At 48.8% G+C, this 18,570-nt stretch carries 21 protein-coding genes; all 21 read left to right on the top strand.

Features of this window, described 5'->3' with window-relative positions; genetic code table 11:
• Positions 1-19 precede the first annotated feature (19 nt).
• On the top strand, positions 20-361 hold the full coding sequence (locus NGM62_RS01010) for a translation initiation factor (protein WP_262245267.1): 342 nt from the start codon (positions 20-22) through the stop codon (positions 359-361).
• Between the two features lie 443 nt (positions 362-804).
• The gene (locus tag NGM62_RS01005) at positions 805-1,635 is read left to right on the top strand and encodes a MotA/TolQ/ExbB proton channel family protein (protein ID WP_262245265.1); all 831 of its coding nucleotides are present in this window, start codon (positions 805-807) and stop codon (positions 1,633-1,635) included.
• A 78-nt stretch (positions 1,636-1,713) separates the two neighbouring features.
• Positions 1,714-2,340 carry an ExbD/TolR family protein gene (locus NGM62_RS01000; protein ID WP_262245263.1) on the top strand — a complete coding sequence of 209 codons (627 nt, stop codon included), beginning with the start codon at positions 1,714-1,716 and terminating at the stop codon, positions 2,338-2,340.
• 35 nt (positions 2,341-2,375) lie between these two features.
• Positions 2,376-2,924, top strand: coding sequence for an ExbD/TolR family protein (locus tag NGM62_RS00995; protein WP_262245261.1), 549 nt, complete (start codon positions 2,376-2,378; stop codon positions 2,922-2,924).
• A 25-nt stretch (positions 2,925-2,949) separates the two neighbouring features.
• On the top strand, positions 2,950-3,786 hold the full coding sequence (locus tag NGM62_RS00990; RefSeq protein ID WP_262245251.1) for an energy transducer TonB: 837 nt from the start codon (positions 2,950-2,952) through the stop codon (positions 3,784-3,786).
• Positions 3,787-3,792: 6 nt separating this feature from the next.
• Positions 3,793-4,020 carry a hypothetical protein gene (locus NGM62_RS00985; RefSeq protein ID WP_262245250.1) on the top strand — a complete coding sequence of 76 codons (228 nt, stop codon included), beginning with the start codon at positions 3,793-3,795 and terminating at the stop codon, positions 4,018-4,020.
• Between the two features lie 40 nt (positions 4,021-4,060).
• Positions 4,061-4,969 (top strand): PstS family phosphate ABC transporter substrate-binding protein, encoded by a 909-nt coding sequence (locus NGM62_RS00980; RefSeq protein WP_262245248.1) that lies wholly within the window; start codon positions 4,061-4,063, stop codon positions 4,967-4,969.
• Positions 4,970-4,995: 26 nt separating this feature from the next.
• Entirely contained in the window at positions 4,996-6,720 is a 1,725-nt protein-coding gene (locus tag NGM62_RS00975; RefSeq protein ID WP_262245246.1) for a tetratricopeptide repeat protein, read from the top strand.
• Positions 6,721-6,835: 115 nt separating this feature from the next.
• Positions 6,836-7,213, top strand: coding sequence for an NADH-quinone oxidoreductase subunit A (locus NGM62_RS00970; RefSeq protein WP_262245244.1), 378 nt, complete (start codon positions 6,836-6,838; stop codon positions 7,211-7,213).
• Between the two features lie 126 nt (positions 7,214-7,339).
• Entirely contained in the window at positions 7,340-7,891 is a 552-nt protein-coding gene (locus tag NGM62_RS00965; RefSeq protein ID WP_262245243.1) for an NADH-quinone oxidoreductase subunit B, read from the top strand.
• Entirely contained in the window at positions 7,884-8,390 is a 507-nt protein-coding gene (locus NGM62_RS00960; RefSeq protein ID WP_262245241.1) for an NADH-quinone oxidoreductase subunit C, read from the top strand. Before NGM62_RS00965 ends, NGM62_RS00960 begins: the two co-directional genes overlap by 8 nt.
• A gap of 6 nt (positions 8,391-8,396) precedes the next feature.
• The gene (locus NGM62_RS00955) at positions 8,397-9,632 is read left to right on the top strand and encodes an NADH-quinone oxidoreductase subunit D (protein ID WP_262245239.1); all 1,236 of its coding nucleotides are present in this window, start codon (positions 8,397-8,399) and stop codon (positions 9,630-9,632) included.
• A complete protein-coding gene (locus tag NGM62_RS00950) occupies positions 9,625-10,167 on the top strand; it encodes an NADH-quinone oxidoreductase subunit NuoE family protein (protein ID WP_262245237.1) in 543 nt (180 codons plus the stop codon). The genes NGM62_RS00955 and NGM62_RS00950 overlap by 8 nt, the downstream gene beginning before the upstream one ends.
• Before the next feature lie 5 nt (positions 10,168-10,172).
• Positions 10,173-11,525, top strand: coding sequence for an NADH-quinone oxidoreductase subunit NuoF (gene nuoF, locus NGM62_RS00945; RefSeq protein ID WP_262245235.1), 1,353 nt, complete (start codon positions 10,173-10,175; stop codon positions 11,523-11,525).
• A gap of 67 nt (positions 11,526-11,592) precedes the next feature.
• Entirely contained in the window at positions 11,593-12,609 is a 1,017-nt protein-coding gene (locus tag NGM62_RS00940) for a 2Fe-2S iron-sulfur cluster-binding protein (protein ID WP_262245233.1), read from the top strand.
• Between the two features lie 50 nt (positions 12,610-12,659).
• Positions 12,660-13,697 (top strand): NADH-quinone oxidoreductase subunit NuoH, encoded by a 1,038-nt coding sequence (gene nuoH / locus NGM62_RS00935; protein WP_262245232.1) that lies wholly within the window; start codon positions 12,660-12,662, stop codon positions 13,695-13,697.
• A 24-nt stretch (positions 13,698-13,721) separates the two neighbouring features.
• Complete coding sequence (locus NGM62_RS00930) at positions 13,722-14,243, top strand: NuoI/complex I 23 kDa subunit family protein (RefSeq protein ID WP_262245229.1); 522 nt, start codon at positions 13,722-13,724, stop codon at positions 14,241-14,243.
• Positions 14,244-14,270: 27 nt separating this feature from the next.
• Positions 14,271-14,768, top strand: coding sequence for an NADH-quinone oxidoreductase subunit J family protein (locus NGM62_RS00925; protein WP_262245227.1), 498 nt, complete (start codon positions 14,271-14,273; stop codon positions 14,766-14,768).
• Positions 14,769-15,098 carry an NADH-quinone oxidoreductase subunit NuoK gene (nuoK, locus tag NGM62_RS00920; RefSeq protein WP_262245225.1) on the top strand — a complete coding sequence of 110 codons (330 nt, stop codon included), beginning with the start codon at positions 14,769-14,771 and terminating at the stop codon, positions 15,096-15,098.
• A gap of 56 nt (positions 15,099-15,154) precedes the next feature.
• Positions 15,155-17,074: an NADH-quinone oxidoreductase subunit L gene (nuoL, locus tag NGM62_RS00915; protein WP_262245223.1), complete on the top strand. Its 1,920-nt coding sequence runs from the start codon at positions 15,155-15,157 to the stop codon at positions 17,072-17,074.
• A gap of 24 nt (positions 17,075-17,098) precedes the next feature.
• On the top strand, positions 17,099-18,550 hold the full coding sequence (locus NGM62_RS00910; RefSeq protein ID WP_262245221.1) for a complex I subunit 4 family protein: 1,452 nt from the start codon (positions 17,099-17,101) through the stop codon (positions 18,548-18,550).
• Positions 18,551-18,570: the final 20 nt, after the last annotated feature.

Below are 18,570 nucleotides of genomic sequence, written 5' to 3'. Positions count from 1 at the left end.
ACATGGAGCGTGAGGAAATATGAAAAAGAGACAACGGTACAGTGGGATTGTATACTCCACAGACGAACACTTCGCTTACCAAGAGCTGGAAACGGAAACGGAGGAAACGCGGCCGAATAGGCAGCAAGAGCTACGTGTGATGCTGGACCGAAAAATGCGCGGCGGAAAAACGGTGACATTGGTGAAAGGATTCGTTGGTTCTGTGGCCGACTTGGAGGCGCTGGGGAAAAAGCTGAAACAAAAATGCGGAGTGGGAGGCAGCACAAAAGATGGTGAAATCATCATTCAGGGCGATTTCAAACAGCGCATTGTGCAACTTCTATCGGATGATGGTTACCGGGTGAAACCAGTGGGCGGATAAGCAGGAAGCAACATACGTAACAATTGTAACATATATAAGGAGTGGGTGTAATTAAGGCAGGGTTAGTTTAATTTATTGATTCCTAATCTATTGTAGAAACAGGAGGTTATCAGGCCTATTAAAATAAATGTATAAATGCCGTTTGTATCCAACTAAAACCAATTTATTTGAATGTTTAATTTGCAATTACAAAAAAAAATAGTTTTCATTGTAAAAAAATTGCCTCTGGGTTACGGAAGCAAGGTTTGTTTAGGGTGTGCTGATGCTGCTGCTGCGTGCCCCTAGCATGTTGAGAGGGTTACTAAACAATTATTGACGAAGATTTTATAATTGGTTTAAAACACTATATTTGCTTTGGCCGTGATGGCGGCCGACCGTGGAATAAATTGCACAAATTACATAAAAATCATAGTTAACAACATTAAAGTCTAAAATTCAGAAAAATGGCAAACGCACCAAAAACAAGTACAGCAAAAAAGGAGAAAAGCAATTCAAGCTCGAATGTCTTTGCAAGCCTGGCGATTATCATCTGTTTTATAATCGGGGCATTGGTTTGGAAGTATATCATGGGCGATCCGAACAACTTTATCGATAATGACCCGGAGAACCAGCCAAAACCGGGCAACTATTTTGGAATGATTTATCACGCTGGTGTGATTGTTCCTGTGTTATTGGGTCTGTTCTTAATGGTGTGGGTATTTGCGATCGAGCGTTTCATCGTGATAGGCCGGGCTTCAGGTAAAGGCAACGTGGGCAACTTCGTGCGCCGCATCCAGTCGTTGATCGGTGGTGGTAACATCGATTCAGCTATTGCAGAATGTGATAAACAAAAAGGTTCTGTAGCGAACGTGATCAAGGCGGGTCTGTTGAAATACAAAGATGTATCTGCCAATCCGAACCTAGACACCGAGCAGGCCACCGTGGCTATCCAGAAGGAAATCGAAGAGGCTACCGCGTTGGAAATGCCGATGCTTGAGAAAAACCTCACAATTATCGCCACATTGGTGTCTATCGGTACGTTGACCGGTCTATTAGGTACAGTAACCGGGATGATTCGGGCGTTTGCAGCGTTGGCAACGGGCGGTTCGCCAGACTCGGCACAGCTGGCAAACGGTATCTCTGAAGCCTTGGTAAATACGGCAACAGGTATCGCTACATCTGCAGTTGCAATCGTTTTCTACAATATCTTTACTTCTAAGATAGATACGCTCACCTACTCGATAGATGAAGCGGGCTTTTCCATCGTACAAACCTATGCGGCGAGCCACAAGTAGCATATTTTTTATCCGGTTTTATGGAAAGCCGGATAACTATGCATCTTATCAGTAAATAGTAATTATAAGGAAAACGTTATGGCAAGGGCAAAAGTTAAAAGAGCAAGTACGACAATAGACATGACCGCCATGTGTGATGTGTCCTTTCTGCTGCTTACATTTTTTATATTGACGGCCACAGCAAGACAGCCGGAGCCAGTGGAGGTAGATACGCCAGCGTCTGTAACGCAAGTGAAGGTGCCGGATGAAAACTTCGGGCTGATCACCGTAGGCGATAACGGAAAGATTTTCTTCGGTGTAAAAGGACGCGATATCAGGGAGCGGATGCTGGAGTTGATGTCAGAAAAGTACTCCATCCCCTTTACCCCTGAAGAACGGACACGCTTTGCCGTTATGGAAACATTTGGTGTACCGATGGGAAATTTGAAGGAAATCATCAATATGGATGCCAATGACCGTGTTCGCCCAGGGTTACAGCCGGGTATCCCGGCCGATACCACCAAGGAGCTCTCCAATCAGCTGTTCCACTGGATTTATTCCGCACGGGTGGCTACCAAAGAGCTGAAAAATGAGGAAATGCGGCTCTCGATAAAAGGAGATGCCGATGAGAAATACCCATCTATAAAGAAGGTGATGGATATCCTGCAAAGCCAGAAGGTGAATAAGTTCAGCCTGATCACAGCGCTGCGGAATGAGGATTTCTAGGGTGGTTTTTTTAAATAGATTAAGATTTTAATGCAATGGCAGAATTAAATCAAGATAGCGGCGGCGACAAGAAAGGCGGCAAGATAAGGAGCAAAAAGCAAGGTGGAAGGGTAGACCTTACTGCGATGGTGGATTTGGCCTTCCTGCTTATTACTTTCTTTATGCTGACCACCTCTTTGAACAAGCCGAATGCCATGGATGTGGCTATGCCGGATAAAAACGAAGAGGATCCAGAAGACCGGTTGGAGATTGCCGACACCCGCACAATGACCCTGTTGCTCGGCTCGAATAATAAAATCGAGTGGTACTTGGGTGAGTACAGTAACCCGATTGAGGGGCCGGAAGTGGTAGGCTATGGTAAAGACGGGATCCGCCCGATTTTGCTTCAGAAGCTGGAAGAGATACCGCAACGCACCGGAGAGGGACTCATCGTGGTGATACGGCCCAGTGATAAATCCACACACCGTAATCTCGTGGATATACTGGACGAGATGAACATTGTGGGGGCTAAGCAATATATGATCGGAACCATTAGCGAGCCGGAAATAGAAGTGTTGGAACGGGATGGCTTATACAATGATTAACAATCACCACACAAAACAATAGATCATGTTTGGTACGAATAAATTAGATATTTTTAAGAAGGAATGGCTCGATGTGGTGTTTGAGGGGCGGAATAAGGAGTATGGGGCCTATGAACTTCGAAAACTCTCATCCAAGGCCACCAATATTGGCTTGGTGGTTGCCTCGCTAGCCTTTGTGCTGTTGCTCATGGCTCCCGCGATAGCAAGGTGGTTGGGTGTGGATATGAAGTCAGATGCGCCGGTCGAACGGCTGATAGAGACGGAAGTTGTGCTTTCGGAACCGCCGCCGGTGAACGAGGAGGAGCCACCCCCACCTCCACCAGTAGAGCCCCCACCACCACGGGTAGACCAGGTGCGTATGCCAGAACCTAAAGTGGTGCCGGCCGAGCAGGTACAAGATGAAGAGCCGCCTACGGTCGAACAGTTGAAGCTGGCCGACCCTGGGTCGAAGACCATCGAAGGTGACCCGAATGCAGAAATCCGGATTGATTTGCCGGTAGGTGAGGGCGAAATAGACGCTGAAGTGACCGAAACGGCATCAGATCATATTTTCCAATCGGTGGAAATTGATCCGAATCCCCCAGGAGGGATGAGGGCATTCATGGAATGGGTAGGTAAGAATTACGATTACCCGCAGGCTGCTATTGAAGCCGGTGTGAATGGCCAGGTTCAAGTGTCGTTCGTTGTAGAACGCGACGGTAGCTTAACGGATATCAAAATCGTGAGGGATTTGAAATACGGTACGGGCGAAGCGGCGGTTAAGCTGCTTCAAAAGGCCGCTAAGTGGAGCCCCGGTATCCAGAACGGAAGGCCGGTACGGGTAGCGTATACCCTGCCAATCCGGCTTAACCTTCAGCAATAAAAAAAGGTGCCGCACTATCATAAAGATAATAATGGCAGACAGAAATCGCCCACCAAGCGGTTTCTGTCTATTTTAGGGCTGTTTATGTTTGGTTTTTACCTCGCATTAGGCCTCGTGATTATCTTCTGGAAGGATTTTCCGCTTAAGTTGGATAGTACGTATCGTGTGTTATTCGGCCTGTTATTGGTGGTATACTCGTTCTTTCGTTTTGTGCGGCTCTGGCAAAACCGATAGGAGGAATGGCTAGTAAAAAAAGGTTATTTTTTTCATAGCTATGAAAAAATTAGTAATATTACGGCACATTTTTGGACTCTTGGTGGTATTGGGGGCATGCAGCAACCCGAAACCGAAAGAAAACCAAACTATCGTGGGCGGTAAGCTGCAGGTCTTGGTAGACGAGACATTGCTTCCGATTATGGAAGAACAAGTGGCGGTTTTCGAGCACTTGTATAGGGCCGCAGACGTGGAATTGTCGTCTGCCCAAGAGAATCAGATTGTGACCAAACTAGTGAACAACGAAGTGGAGGTCGCAGTGCTGACCCGGCTGTTGAATGCGGAGGAAATGACGTTCTTTGAAGCCCGCCAGTTTCGGCCTAGGGTGCATCGGTTTGCTGAAGATGCGCTCGCGCTGGTGGTGAATGCAAGCAGTGCCGATTCGATAATCACCGTCGATGACATCATCGATGTGATGCGGGGAAGAGGTTCGTTAGGCGATGTAAGACTGGTGTTTGATAACCCGAATTCCAGTACGGTACGTTACCTAAAGGATTTGGCCCAGGTGGATTCGTTGCCAGCAGAGGGGGTATATGCGATGAAGTCGAATAGCGAGGTATTGAAATACGTCTATGAGACACCCCAAACCATCGGTGTGCTGGGCTTGAACTGGGTAGTAAGGCCTGATAGTGCGCTGCAGCGGTATGCAGAAGGCATAAAGGTACTCGGGGTGCGCAACCAGGCCGGTAAGCCGGGGTCGGATGGGTTCTACAAGCCTTCCCAGTCGAATTTGGCTGAGGGTATTTACCCATTGTCGCGTTCGGTCTACATTATCAATGCCGAACCCCGTAAGGGTTTAGGCATGGGGTTTGCAGCTTTCCTCACAGGATTGTCGGGACAGCGGATTATCTTGAAGTCTGGGCTGATGCCGGATAGCCTGCCGCCGAGGGAATTGATTATTAGGAAGTAATAGATTTAACACTAAATAGAGTAAAAATGATGAAAAAAGCAATGATATGGGGTATATCCCTTGCTTTTGTGGTTACGGGAGTGCAAGCGCAAAGCTTGGACGACGCGAAGAAAGCGATTGATGCGGAGCAGTTCGCTAAAGCCAAGCAGATGTTGGAGACGCTTGTAAAGAATAAGCCTAAAGATGGTGAAAATTACTTTTATTTGGGGCTCGTATACGTACATAACGACCACTTGGATTCTGCAGTAGTCCTTTTCGATCAAGGGTTGGTAGCCGATCCAAAGAATAATTTGAATAAGGTAGGACAGGGAATCATTGCGCTTTACGAAGGCAATGAGTCGGCTGCCGCTGCCAAATTTGCAGAGGCGACCACCAAGCTAAAACGTAAGGACTACTTGGAACTGTACCATATCGGGCGGGCCTATATTGATGCGCCCAAGCCCAACTACCAAAAAGCTGTTGAGTACTTGGACCAGGCGAAAGCGAAAAACACAACCGACCCCATGATTCCCCTCGCATTAGGCGACGCTTATTTCGGGCTGGAGAGCGCTAGCCCGGCATACGTGAACTACCGCGATGCATCGCTGCTGGATAACACACTGACGCGCGCACGTGTTCAATTGCAAGTGATTACGCGGTTGTCTCATGCATGGCAAGAAGCGATTGATGGACTGAACCAGATTGCCCAAGAGGTGCCTGATTACGCACCTACATTCCGCGAACTGGCCGAGACCTACCACGCGTGGGCCAATACGGCAACAACGATTGAAGATTATAACGCGCGCAACCAGGAAGCCGTGAAGTACTACAAACAGTACATGGATAAAACTGATTACACAGTAGATTCGCGGATCCGTTATGCAGACTTCCTGGTGTATGTAAAAGACTACGAAGAGCTGCAGGTACAGGCAGCGGAATTAGCACAGCTGGAAGATGTCAATCCGAAAGTATTGCGCTACCTGGGTTATTCTGCCTATGAGAACAAACAATTCCAGGAAAGTAAGGAAGCGTTGGATAAGCTGTTTACCCGTATGGAAGCTGAGCGGATCATTCCACGTGATTACCTGCACTTGGGGCTCGCCGATATTAAATTGGCAACCCAAAGTAACCCTACGGAAGAAGCGCTGTTCAACGAAGGGATTGCCCAGCTGAAGAAGGCGGTTGCCGCCGACTCGTCCATCGCTGATGACTTGAACGATGTGGGTAAAGAACTTTTCGCCGACAAGAAATTCGTGGATGCGTCCAAAGTGTTTGAGATTGCCGCATCTACCCCCGCGTCGCGTAATTTTATCTACGATAACTTCTACCTTGGATACGCTGCATATTATGCCGTTGCTACAAAACCTGTAGCTGAGCGGGGCCAGGCAGAAACCGAATTATTGCATAAGGCGGATGCGGCTTTTGGTGTGGTCATTGAAAAGGCACCAACCACGCAAGATGCGTACCTGTTCAAAGCCAGGATCAACAACCTGTTGGACGACAATGAGCAACCTAAGGGGCTGGCAGTTCCTTATTTCGAAAAATATATCGAAGTGGTGAAGGAAAAAGGGGATGCAGAAGTGCAAAAGGCCAAGAACAATTTCATCGAGATTTACAATAACCTCGCTGCTATCAGTGCGAAAAACGGTGAATACCAAAAAGCCCGGGATTACCTAACGGAAACATTGAAACTGGATCCTGAGAATGCATACGCTAAACAAACAATGCAATTCTTGGAACAAGCAACGGCAGCGGACACCACTGGCGAATAGCATAATTAGCAGTCCCCCCGTGGGGGCTAAGTGAACAACAAATCTAATAAAGCGCTGATTTCTGAATTAGCGCTTTATTTTTTAGCTTTGTCCCACCTTAATTAATGTATACGCGATGGAATCGGAACTATTGAGTACCCCCCAAGACTTTGTACCTATATTGATCCAATTGATTGTAGCTGCCGGATTTGGCGTAGGAACAATTATCATCACACACCTTATCGGACCCAAGGTAAGGACCGAGAATAAGCTAGGAGCGTTTGAGTCGGGCGTTGAAGTAATCGGGAATGCGCGTCAACCGTTTTCCATCAAATACTTTATCGTAGCCATCTTATTCGTGATTTTTGACATCGAAGTGATTTTTATGTACCCATGGGCAGTAAACTTCCGAGAATTTGGGTTGTCTGGGCTGATTGAGATGTTTGTGTTTATGGGGTTATTGCTGCTTGGATTTATTTATATCATCAAACGTAAAGCGTTAGAGTGGGATTGAACCGGGCACGTTAGAACGTTTCTAAATAATACAATTAGCCCGATAAGCAGTCAATATATTGTAATTTTGTGACTCGTCTATATCTAAATATAGGTGAGTTTTTTTTGAGGTAAGACCGGAGTAAGCATGAGTGATATTAAATTGGCGCCAGCGCCGCCTGGCGTGGAAGGGTCGGGTTTTTTCGCGACGAAGCTGGATAAGGTCATCGGGTTGGCTAGGGCCAATTCGTTGTGGCCATTGCCATTTGCAACATCGTGCTGCGGTATTGAGTTTATGGCAACGATGGGCGCCCATTACGATTTGGCCCGTTTTGGTGCCGAGCGACCCAGTTTTTCACCGCGGCAAGCTGATATGTTGTTGGTAATGGGTACCATCGCAAAGAAGATGGCGCCGGTACTTCGACAGGTATATATTCAGATGGCCGAACCACGTTGGGTCATCGCGGTCGGTGCTTGCGCATCGAGCGGTGGGATATTCGATACCTATTCGGTGTTGCAGGGTATTGACGAGGTTATCCCTGTAGACGTATATGTGCCCGGATGCCCGCCGCGGCCCGAGGCCATACTGGATGGTGTGATGCGCCTGCAGGAAATCGTTAAAAACGAACCATTGAACAGACGTAATTCGCCCGAGTACAAAGCGATGCTGGAAAAGTACGGAATACAGACTTATGGCTAAACTCGATAATAACGGTATATTGCAGCGGCTTCAGGAGCGGTTTGTCGACGATGCTATCCGCAATGTGTCGGAGCCTTTCGGTTTGCTCACCGTTGAAACCGATACAACGCAGCTATTGGATGTCCTCGAATTCCTAAAAACCGATGGGGAATTGCAATTCGGATACCTAACGGACATTACGGCAGTGCATTACCCTGAAAAGGATAAGGAACTGGCTGTGGTTTACCATGTACACAGCCTGATCAACAGGATGCGAATCCGCATCAAGGTTTTCGTTGATGGCAAGTACCCGGCGATACCAACGGCCACAGCGCTGTGGGATGGCGCTAATTGGATGGAACGTGAAACATACGACTTTTTTGGGATACAGTTTGTGGGGCATCCGGATCTCCGCCGCATATTGAATGTAGACGATATGGAGGTGTTCCCAATGCGGAAAGAGTATCCGTTGGAGGATTCCAATAAAGTAGACAAGAAAGACTATTTCTTCGGAAGGTAAGATATTATGAGCGACTCGGTTTCTAAAATAACGCACAATAAGCCTGTTTTTAGCGATAACGATCCGCAAGACGAGCTGTTTACGCTCAATCTTGGGCCCACACACCCTGCGACACATGGTGTATTCCAGAATGTCCTTCAAGTGGATGGGGAACGCATCGTCAGTGGGGTGTCCACCATTGGATACATCCACCGTGCTTTTGAAAAGATTGCCGAGCACCGCCCGTTTTACCAGATCACGCCATTGACCGACCGGCTTAACTATTGCTCCTCACCCATTAACAACATGGGCTGGCATATGACGGTCGAGAAGCTTCTCGGTATCGAGATACCCAAGCGGGTCCAGTATATGCGGGTGATTATCATGGAGCTGGCGCGTATTACCGACCACATCATCTGTAACGGTATTCTGGGTGTGGATACAGGAGCGTTTTCCGGCTTCTTGTATGTGTTGCAGGAACGCGAATTCATTTACGAAATATACGAAGAGATTTGTGGGGCCAGGCTCACCACCAATATTGGCCGGATAGGCGGGTTTGAACGCGATTTCAACGATACGGCATTTGCCAAGATCCGCGAGTTTCTAAAGCGGTTCCCACCGGTGCTGCGCGAATTTGAAGATCTTTTTAACCGTAACCGGATTTTTATCGACCGCACGGCGGATGTGGCAGCAGTAGACGCCAAAACGGCGTTGAGCTACAGTTGGAGTGGCCCCCTATTGCGGGCAGCAGGAGTCGATTACGACGTAAGGGTAAGCGAACCTTACTCATCATACGAAGAGTTTGATTTCGATATCCCCGTGGGTACTAAAGGAGATGTTTACGACCGTTTTATCGTTCGTAACAACGAGATGTGGGAGAGCCTGAAAATCATTGAGCAGGCGCTCGATAAAATTGACAGGGAGCCGAAAGGTGTTTTCCATGCCGATGTGCCGGACTTCTACCTGCCGCCAAAAGAACAGGTATATAACAACATGGAGGCCCTGATTTACCATTTCAAGATTGTGATGGGCGAGGTTGACCCACCGAAGAATGAGGTGTACCATTGCGTGGAAGGGGCAAACGGCGAATTGGGCTTTTACCTGATCAGTGATGGCGGTAGATCGCCCTACCGGCTGCACTTCCGCAGGCCATCATTCATCAACTATCAGATGTATGCACCGATGAGCAGCGGGATGTTGCTGTCCGATGCTATAATCAATATGAGTAGTTTAAACATTATAGCAGGAGAATTGGATGCTTAGTGTAAAACATAATGAGCCCGTGGAATTCACGGAAGAGATGCTGGGCAAATTTGCCGAAATCGTAGCACGCTATCCGGAAGGAAGGCAAAAGTCGGCACTGTTACCGATATTGCATGAAGTGCAGGCGGTATATGGCTGGTTGAGCGTACCCGCGATGGACAGCGTAGCGGCTTACCTCAATCTCGAACCCATTGAGGTGTATGAGGTGGCTACCTTTTATACCATGTTCTTCCTGCAGCCACCGGGTAAATTCGTTTTGGAAGTATGCCGCACGGGACCCTGTTGCCTGGTGGGTGCGGAACGCATCATGGCACACATCGAGCAGCGGCTGGGGGTGAAGGAAGGCGAGGTTACTCCCGACGGGTTGTTTAGCTGGCGGGGTGTGGAATGCATGGCCGCATGCGGCTACGGTCCCGTACTGCAAATCGGGCCTGAATACACCTTTTATGAAAACCTGACCGAGGAAAAGATAGACAAACTGATTGACGAACTTAAGAATAAAGCTGAAGGGCGAGAGCTGACAGCAGAAAGCTGATAATTATGGCTCGTAAGTTATTATTGACACATATCGATGTTCCAGGTATCCAGACTTTCGACGTATATCGTCAAAAGGGAGGATATCGGGCTGTCGAGAAAGCATTGAAGACGCTTACCCCCGACGAGGTGGTTGAAGAGGTTAAGGCATCAGGCTTGCGGGGCCGTGGTGGTGCAGGCTTCCCAACGGGGATGAAATGGAGTTTTCTGGCAAAGCCGGAAGGGGTGCCCCGTTATTTGGTATGTAATGCCGACGAATCCGAACCGGGTACGTTCAAGGACCGGTATCTGATGACACATATCCCCCATGCGTTGATTGAGGGGATGATCGTGTCGAGTTATGCGCTGGGAGCCAATACTTCATACATCTACGTGCGCGGTGAGATGATGCCCCAGATACGTATCCTCGAAAGGGCCATCGCCGAAGCGAAAAATGCCGGCTTCCTGGGAAAGGATATCCTAGGCACCGGTTACAATCTTGAATTGTATGTACAGCCCGGCGGAGGCGCTTATATCTGTGGGGAAGAAACAGCACTGCTGGAATCGTTGGAAGGTAAGCGGGGTAATCCACGGATCAAACCGCCGTTCCCTGCCGTATCCGGACTTTATAATTGCCCCACGGTGGTAAACAACGTCGAATCTATCGCCGCCACAGTGCCCATTATCAACGATGGTGGTGCGGAATATGCGAAAATCGGAGTGGGACGGAGCACCGGAACCAAGTTGATTTCTGCCGGAGGCAACGTGAATAAGCCTGGGGTTTATGAGATCGAACTGGGGGTGCCCGTGGAGGAATTTATTTATTCCGACGAGTATTGCGGCGGTATTGCCAATGGGAAAAGACTGAAAGCGGTGGTGGCCGGCGGATCGTCGGTGCCGATATTGCCAGCCAATCTTATCTTGAAAACACTGAATGGCGAGCCGCGCCTGATGACTTACGAGTCGTTGGCCGATGGAGGTTTCCAAAGTGGTACAATGCTGGGATCCGGCGGGTTCATTGCATTTGATGAAGACCAGTGCATCGTGCGGAACACGTGGAACTTTTCGCGGTTTTACCACCACGAAAGCTGTGGCCAGTGTTCACCTTGCCGCGAGGGGACCGGATGGCTGGAGAAAGTATTGCATAATATCGAATATGGCCACGGCTCATCAAGCGATATCGACCTGCTGGTGAATGTAGCCAAGAATATCGAAGGCAATACGATATGCCCACTGGGCGATGCGGCGGCATGGCCGGTAGCTAGTGCTATCCGGCATTTTAGGGATGAATTTGAATGGCACGTGAGCCATGGTCAGGAGGCCCAGCACCGTAATTATGGGCTGGCCCATTACGCTGATCCACTGGAACCGGTAGCCTGAGTATAAAGTGATTGAATACATAGCCACGGGCAGGAAACCGTAAGCCTTGGCTGATAGGGGAAATGATATGGCCGAAGATGTTAAATTGAAGGTGACTATCGATGGTATTCCGGTTGAGGTTGCTCCCGGAACGACGATAATGAATGCCGCCCGCCAGATCGGTGGCGACGTGGTGCCGCCGGCAATGTGCTATTACTCCAAACTGGAAGGCAGTGGCGGGAAGTGCCGCACGTGCTTGGTAAAGGTAAGCAAAGGGTCGGAAAAAGACCCACGTCCGATGCCAAAGTTGGTAGCCTCGTGCCGCACGACCGTGATGGATGGGATGGAAGTACAGAACATCACCTCACCGGAAGTGCTCGAAGCCAGGAAAGGAGTAGTGGAGTTCTTGCTGATTAACCACCCGCTCGATTGCCCTATATGCGACCAAGCCGGAGAATGCCATCTCCAGGACCTCAGCTATCAACACGGTCTAGCAGATACCCGCTACGAATTCGAGCGGCGTACGTTTGATAAGATTGATATCGGAGATAAAATACAGCTCCACATGACGCGATGCATCCTCTGCTACCGCTGCGTGATGGTGGCCGACCAACTTACGCCACAACGTGTGCACGGTGTGTTGGGCCGGGGAGATGCCGCCGAGATTTCTACCTATATCAAAAAAGCGGTAGACAATGAGTTTTCGGGTAATATGATTGATGTATGCCCGGTAGGCGCACTGACCGACAAGACATTCCGTTTCAAAAACAGGGTGTGGTTTACTAAACCGGTCGAGGCCCACCGCGATTGCCCGACATGTAGCGGCAAGGTGACACTCTGGTATAAAGGAGAAGAGGTGCTACGAGTTACCGCAAGGAAGGATACCTACGGCGAGGCAGAAGAATTTATATGCAATACATGCCGGTTTGATAAGAAAGCGACCGCCGACTGGGTCATTGAAGGACCACGGAAAGTGAAGCGGACTTCGGTAATTTCTGCAAACCACTACGAACAGTTCAATCCACCACCGGTGGTCAAAAAGAATTTAGCCCTGCAAGAGGCGAATAAGGAACAGCTTGAACGGACAGAGCGGCTGCTACCGTAAGGCGTGTTGAAGAGAAAATGTGTTGACTTGGAAAATTGGAAGTACAAGATATGGAATTGGCGTTTGTCATTGAAAAAGTAGTATTGGTCACCCTCATTTTTGTGGTCACCTTGGTGATTGCGATGTATTCGACTTTGGCCGAACGTAAGGTGGCGGGGTTCATGCAAGACCGATTTGGTCCCGACCGAGCAGGCCCTTTTGGAATTCTACAGCCACTGTGCGATGGAGGCAAATTCTTCTTCAAAGAGGAGATCATACCGGCCGGTGCCCATAAATCGCTGTTTATCCTCGGCCCCACCATTGCCATCATCACCGCCTGTATAGGTAGTGCAGTCATTCCATGGGGACAGTCACTTACCATCGGCGACCGCGTGATAGAACTGCAGGTGACGGATGTGAATATCGGCGTTCTGTATATGTTCGGAGTGGTTGCCTTGGGTGTGTATGGCATCATGCTGGGTGGATGGGCTTCAAACAATAAGTTTTCGCTGATGGGTGCGGTACGCGCGGCGTCCCAAAGCATCAGCTACGAGCTGGCTATGGGCCTTGCCCTCATTGCGTTGCTCATGGTTACCCAAACCCTTTCGCTAAAGGAAATCGTCGAGCAGCAATCGGGATTTGTCAACTGGAATATATGGGTGCAACCCCTGGGTTTCCTGATTTTCCTGGTGTGCGCGTTTGCGGAATGCAACCGTGTACCATTTGACCTGCCTGAGTGCGAGACCGAGTTGATCGGGGGATATAACCTTGAATATTCATCGATGAAACTCGGGCTTTACATGTTCTCCGAGTACATCAATATGTTTGTCTCCTCAGCACTGATGGCTACGCTCTACTTCGGTGGATATAACTTCCCCTTCATGTACGACCTTGGCCTCTCCCAGAACTGGATTACGATCATTGGCGTCATCGTGTTTTTCGCGAAGATTTTTGCCTTCATTTTTTTCTTTATGTGGATTCGGTGGACATTGCCGCGATTCCGCTACGATCAATTGATGAATCTAGGGTGGAAGGTCTTGATTCCATTGGCAATAGCCAATATCGTGCTGACAGGAGTTATTACTATTATCAATGATACGTTTTTTTAATGAAATTTGGTTGGGGGAAACGATATGCAGTCTCTAAGTAATAGGAAGAAGGTTTTTGAGCAGAAGCCCATGGGTTTTTGGGAGCGCATTTACCTCCCGGCAATTTTCAAAGGGTTATCCATTACCATCAAGCATTTTTTTAAACCTATCCCTACGGTAAGGTATCCGGAGGTGGAGCGGCCCTATTCTAAGAATTTCCGTGGGCAGCATTCGCTGAAGCGCGACGAAGAGGGTCGTGAACGGTGCACGGCGTGTGGATTATGTGCGCTATCGTGCCCGGCCGAGGCCATCACCATGATCGCTGCCGAGCGTCAAAAGGGGGAGGAACACCTGTATAGGGAAGAAAAGTATGCTGCGGTATATGAAATCAATATGCTCCGCTGTATATTCTGTGGGTTATGCGAGGAGGCATGTCCCAAAGAGGCCATTTATTTGGATGGCCCGCATGTGACAGCCGATTACTTACGCAAGGATTTTATTTATGGTAAAGACAAATTGGTGGAACCCCGGTTTGATTATAAAGAAAAACATGAACCCACGGCTTAGTCCGCGGATAACCCCTAGTAAAGCAGCATGAGCGTTTTTTATTTTGTAGCCTTTTTGTCTATCTTTTTTGCGCTGATGACCATCTTCACCAAGAATCCGGTGCACAGCGTACTCTATCTAGTTATCACCTTTTTCACCTTTACGGTGCATTATATCCTTTTGAACGCACAGTTTCTGGCCGTTGTCAATTTCATCGTGTACATGGGTGCGATTATGGTGCTGTTCCTCTTCGTGCTGATGCTGCTCAACCTCAATAAGGATACGGAGCCACTTAAATCCAACTTGGTGAAATTTATGGGTGTAATTGCAGGGATGTGCTTGCTGGTGACCTTAGCGGCCTCCTTCCGGCTATTGCAGATCTCAGATCCAGTAGTGCTTAAAAACCCCGATATCGGGCTCGTGTCTAATCTCGGGAAGGTGCTGTTTAGCGATTTTCTGTTACCTTTTGAGATATCCTCGATTCTATTGTTGACCGCCATGGTAGGAGCGGTGTTATTGGCCAAGAACGATCCAAAGAAAGTATAAATGGAAACCATCGTACAAAACATACAGGGTGTGCCCCTCAATCATTATATCCTGTTTTGTAGTATTATTTTCACTATCGGCGTTATGGGCGTATTGATACGACGCAACGTCATTATCATCATGATGTCCGTCGAGTTGATGCTCAACTCGGTGAACTTACTGCTGACAGCATTCTCCGTACACCATGGCGATGCAGCCGGGCAGGTATTTGTATTTTTCATCATGGCGCTGGCGGCTGCGGAGGTTGCCGTGGGTTTGGCCATCATCGTGATGGTATATCGGAATACACGGTCGGTCGACATCAACGCGCTGAACAGGCTAAGGGGGTGATTGCGAAATGTTGACTTGGCGATTTGAGAATAGAAGATTTTGAACGATTAACAAAGATGATAGATTTAATTTGGTTGATTCCACTATTACCCTTGGTCGGTTTTCTGCTCAACGGATTGGGGAGGAATGTGCTGTCGAAGCCCTTGGTAGGGCTGCTGGGTAGCGGGGTGGTACTGGCGTCCTTTCTATTGAGCTGCGGTGTGTTCGCCGAGGTGTACACAGCCCGGCAGGCTGGTGAGCCCGCCGTCTTTATACAGTCTGTTTTCGAGTGGATTGCTGCAGGAAGCTTGGAAGTATCGCTTTCATTCTTGGTGGATCCCCTGAGTGCGATTATGCTGCTCATTGTCACGGGTATCGGATTTCTTATCCATGTCTACTCCATAGGCTATATGAAACATGATGCAGGGTTTGCCAAGTTTTTCGCATTCCTCAACCTGTTTGTTTTTTTCATGCTAGTGCTCGTACTGGGGTCAAACTACGCCGTGATGTTCATTGGCTGGGAAGGCGTAGGGCTGTGCTCATACCTTCTGATCGGGTTTTGGTTTAAGAATAAAGAATTTGCCAGTGCCGGAAAGAAAGCATTCGTGATGAACCGTATCGGCGACCTCAGTTTCCTGATTGCGGTGTTCTTGATATTCAATACCTTCGGTACGCTGGAATTTACCGGTGTCTTTCCCCAAGCTGCCGGTATGGCTATGGGCGATACCACGCTGTTGTTAGTCACACTATTGCTGTTTGTGGCAGCTACAGGTAAGTCGGCCCAGATCCCATTGTTTACGTGGTTACCCGATGCGATGGCCGGCCCAACGCCGGTGTCGGCATTGATCCACGCGGCTACGATGGTTACCGCAGGTATTTATATGATTGCTCGGTCTAATATCCTATTTACCCTCTCGCCGGTCACGCTTCAAATAGTAGCCGCTATTGGTATCTGTACGGCCCTGCTGGCAGCAGCCATTGCCATTACACAGAATGATATCAAGAAGGTATTGGCATATTCCACCGTATCCCAATTGGGCTATATGTTTTTGGGGCTCGGCGTGGGCGCATTTACGGGAGCTTTTTTCCACGTAATCACCCATGCATTTTTTAAAGCGTTACTATTTCTAGGAGCGGGATCCGTAATCCATGCCATGGGCGATGAACAGGATATGCGCCACATGGGCGGCCTGAAAAAGCATTTGCCCATCACCTATGTCACCATGTTAGTAGCCACAATTGCTATAGCTGGCATACCGCCGTTATCTGGTTTTTTCTCCAAAGATGAGATACTGGCCCATGCTTTTTCCGCGAATAAGCTGCTGTGGGTACTTGGTTTCGTTGGGGCGCTGTTTACCGCATTTTACATGTTCCGGTTGTTATCCCTTACGTTCTTCGGCAAATTCAGGGGCACCACGGAGCAAGCCGATCATCTGCACGAATCGCCGGCATCGATGACGGTACCGTTGATTATTCTAGCTGTATTATCTGCCGTGGGAGGCTTGCTGAATGTGCCGTCGGCACTGGGTGGAGGTCAGGCGCTAGCCAATTTCCTGTCCCCGGTATTTGCCGACTCCGCAGCAGTTACGGGGCCATTCCATTTAGACCATAGTACTGAGTACGTTCTTATGGCGGTTTCGGCGGTTGGGGCAATTGTAATGGCCGTGGTGGCCTATCGGCAATATGCTGTCAAAGGTACCGTGCCGAAAGCAGACGATGCTCCACGTGGGGTACTGGCCAAGCTCTCTTACCATAAGTTTTATGTGGATGAATTATATGATACCCTTGTTGTGCGCCCACTTAATGCGTTATCGGTATTCTTCTACCGTATAGTGGATAGGGCTGGAATCGATGGTCTGGTTAATGGCTTGGGTAAGCGCGTAGGCGAGTCGGCCCAAGGGATACGGCTCTTACAAAACGGCAATGTGGGGTCATATATCTTTATGATGGTCATCGCGGCCGTACTGATTCTGGCCTTTGGTGTTTTTAACGGTTAATCGAGACGAAGTTATATCGTGTACATGGACAACTTATTTATACTATTACTAATTCCGGTACTGGGAGCCATAGCACTTGCCTTTGTAAGGCAGCCGCGTGCGGCTAAGCAACTCGCGTTGCTGGTTTCGCTGATTTCCGTGGCGGCTACAATCCCTTTTTTGGTCAATTTCGTGCCCGATGCCAGTATGCAATTCGAACAGCGGTTTGCGTGGATACCTGCCTTGGGTATTAACTTCCACATCGGTATTGACGGTATCAGCTTGCCATTGGTGCTGCTTACCAACGGACTGATTCCGTTGATTATCCTTTCGGCGTTCAGCTACGAATACAAAGGTGGATTATACGCGTTGGTGCTGTTCATGCAGGCCGGGCTGCTGCTGGTGTTTACCGCATTGGACGCATTTGCATTTTACGTGGGCTGGGAGGTGGCATTGATTCCGATTTACTTTATCTGCGCGCTGTGGGGTGGCGAGAACCGTATCCGTGTAAATATTAAGTTTTTCATCTATACTTTTTTCGGCAGCCTATTGATGTTGGTTGCAATTATCTACCTGCATGTGCAAGTACCATCGGGCGATTATGAGCTTAGCTCGTTTTACCAGCTGGCACTCGACGCCAGTACGCAGCGGTGGATTTTCTGGGCATTCTTCATCGCCTTTGCAATCAAGATGCCGATTTTCCCCTTCCATACCTGGCAGCCGGATACATACACCGAAGCACCTACAGCCGGTACCATGCTGTTGGCTGCCATCATGCTCAAAATGGGTGTTTACGGCCTTATCCGTTGGTTGATTCCGATTGCGCCGCTGGGGGTAGCTGCCTATGGACAGTTGGCATTGGTGCTGTGTATAATCGGTGTGGTTTATGCATCCATCATCGCGTTCAAGCAGAACGATGCGAAGCGACTGATTGCCTATTCATCCATTGGACACGTAGGGCTCATAGGGGCCGGGGTTTTTGCATGGAACGTACAGGGATTGCAGGGAGCCATCATCCAGATGGTCAACCACGGGATCAGCGTATTGGGCCTTTTCTTTGTTGCCGATATTCTTATCCGCCGGTTGGGCACACGTGATTTGGCAGCCATGGGAGGGATCGCCAAATCGGCACCGGCACTGGCGATTATGTTTTTGACCATTGTGATGGGGGCAATCGGTTTGCCGGTTACTAATGGGTTCGTCGGCGAGTTCTTATTGCTGATAGGTATTTACCAATACGGGATTTGGTATGCTGTATTCGGTGGGCTTACTATCATCCTGGCCGCCGTGTATCTGTTGCGGATGTATCAGAAAGTGATGCTGGGCGAGCCGAACGCCCAAACCAGTGGCTTTGCAGACGTCAGCGGGACGGAATGGATTGTACTGGCAGTGGTAGTGGTATTGGTGATCGGTATCGGAGTGTATCCGAAGCCGTTGCTGGGTATCTCCGAGGCGGCAGTTACCGAATTAATCAATAAAGTGAGTCTGGTTAAATAGAACGAAAGAATCATACCCCA

It is taken from the genome of Parapedobacter soli (assembly GCF_025460835.1).
Lineage (GTDB): Bacteria > Bacteroidota > Bacteroidia > Sphingobacteriales > Sphingobacteriaceae > Parapedobacter > Parapedobacter soli.
This window is presented reverse-complemented; position numbering and strand designations above follow the sequence as displayed.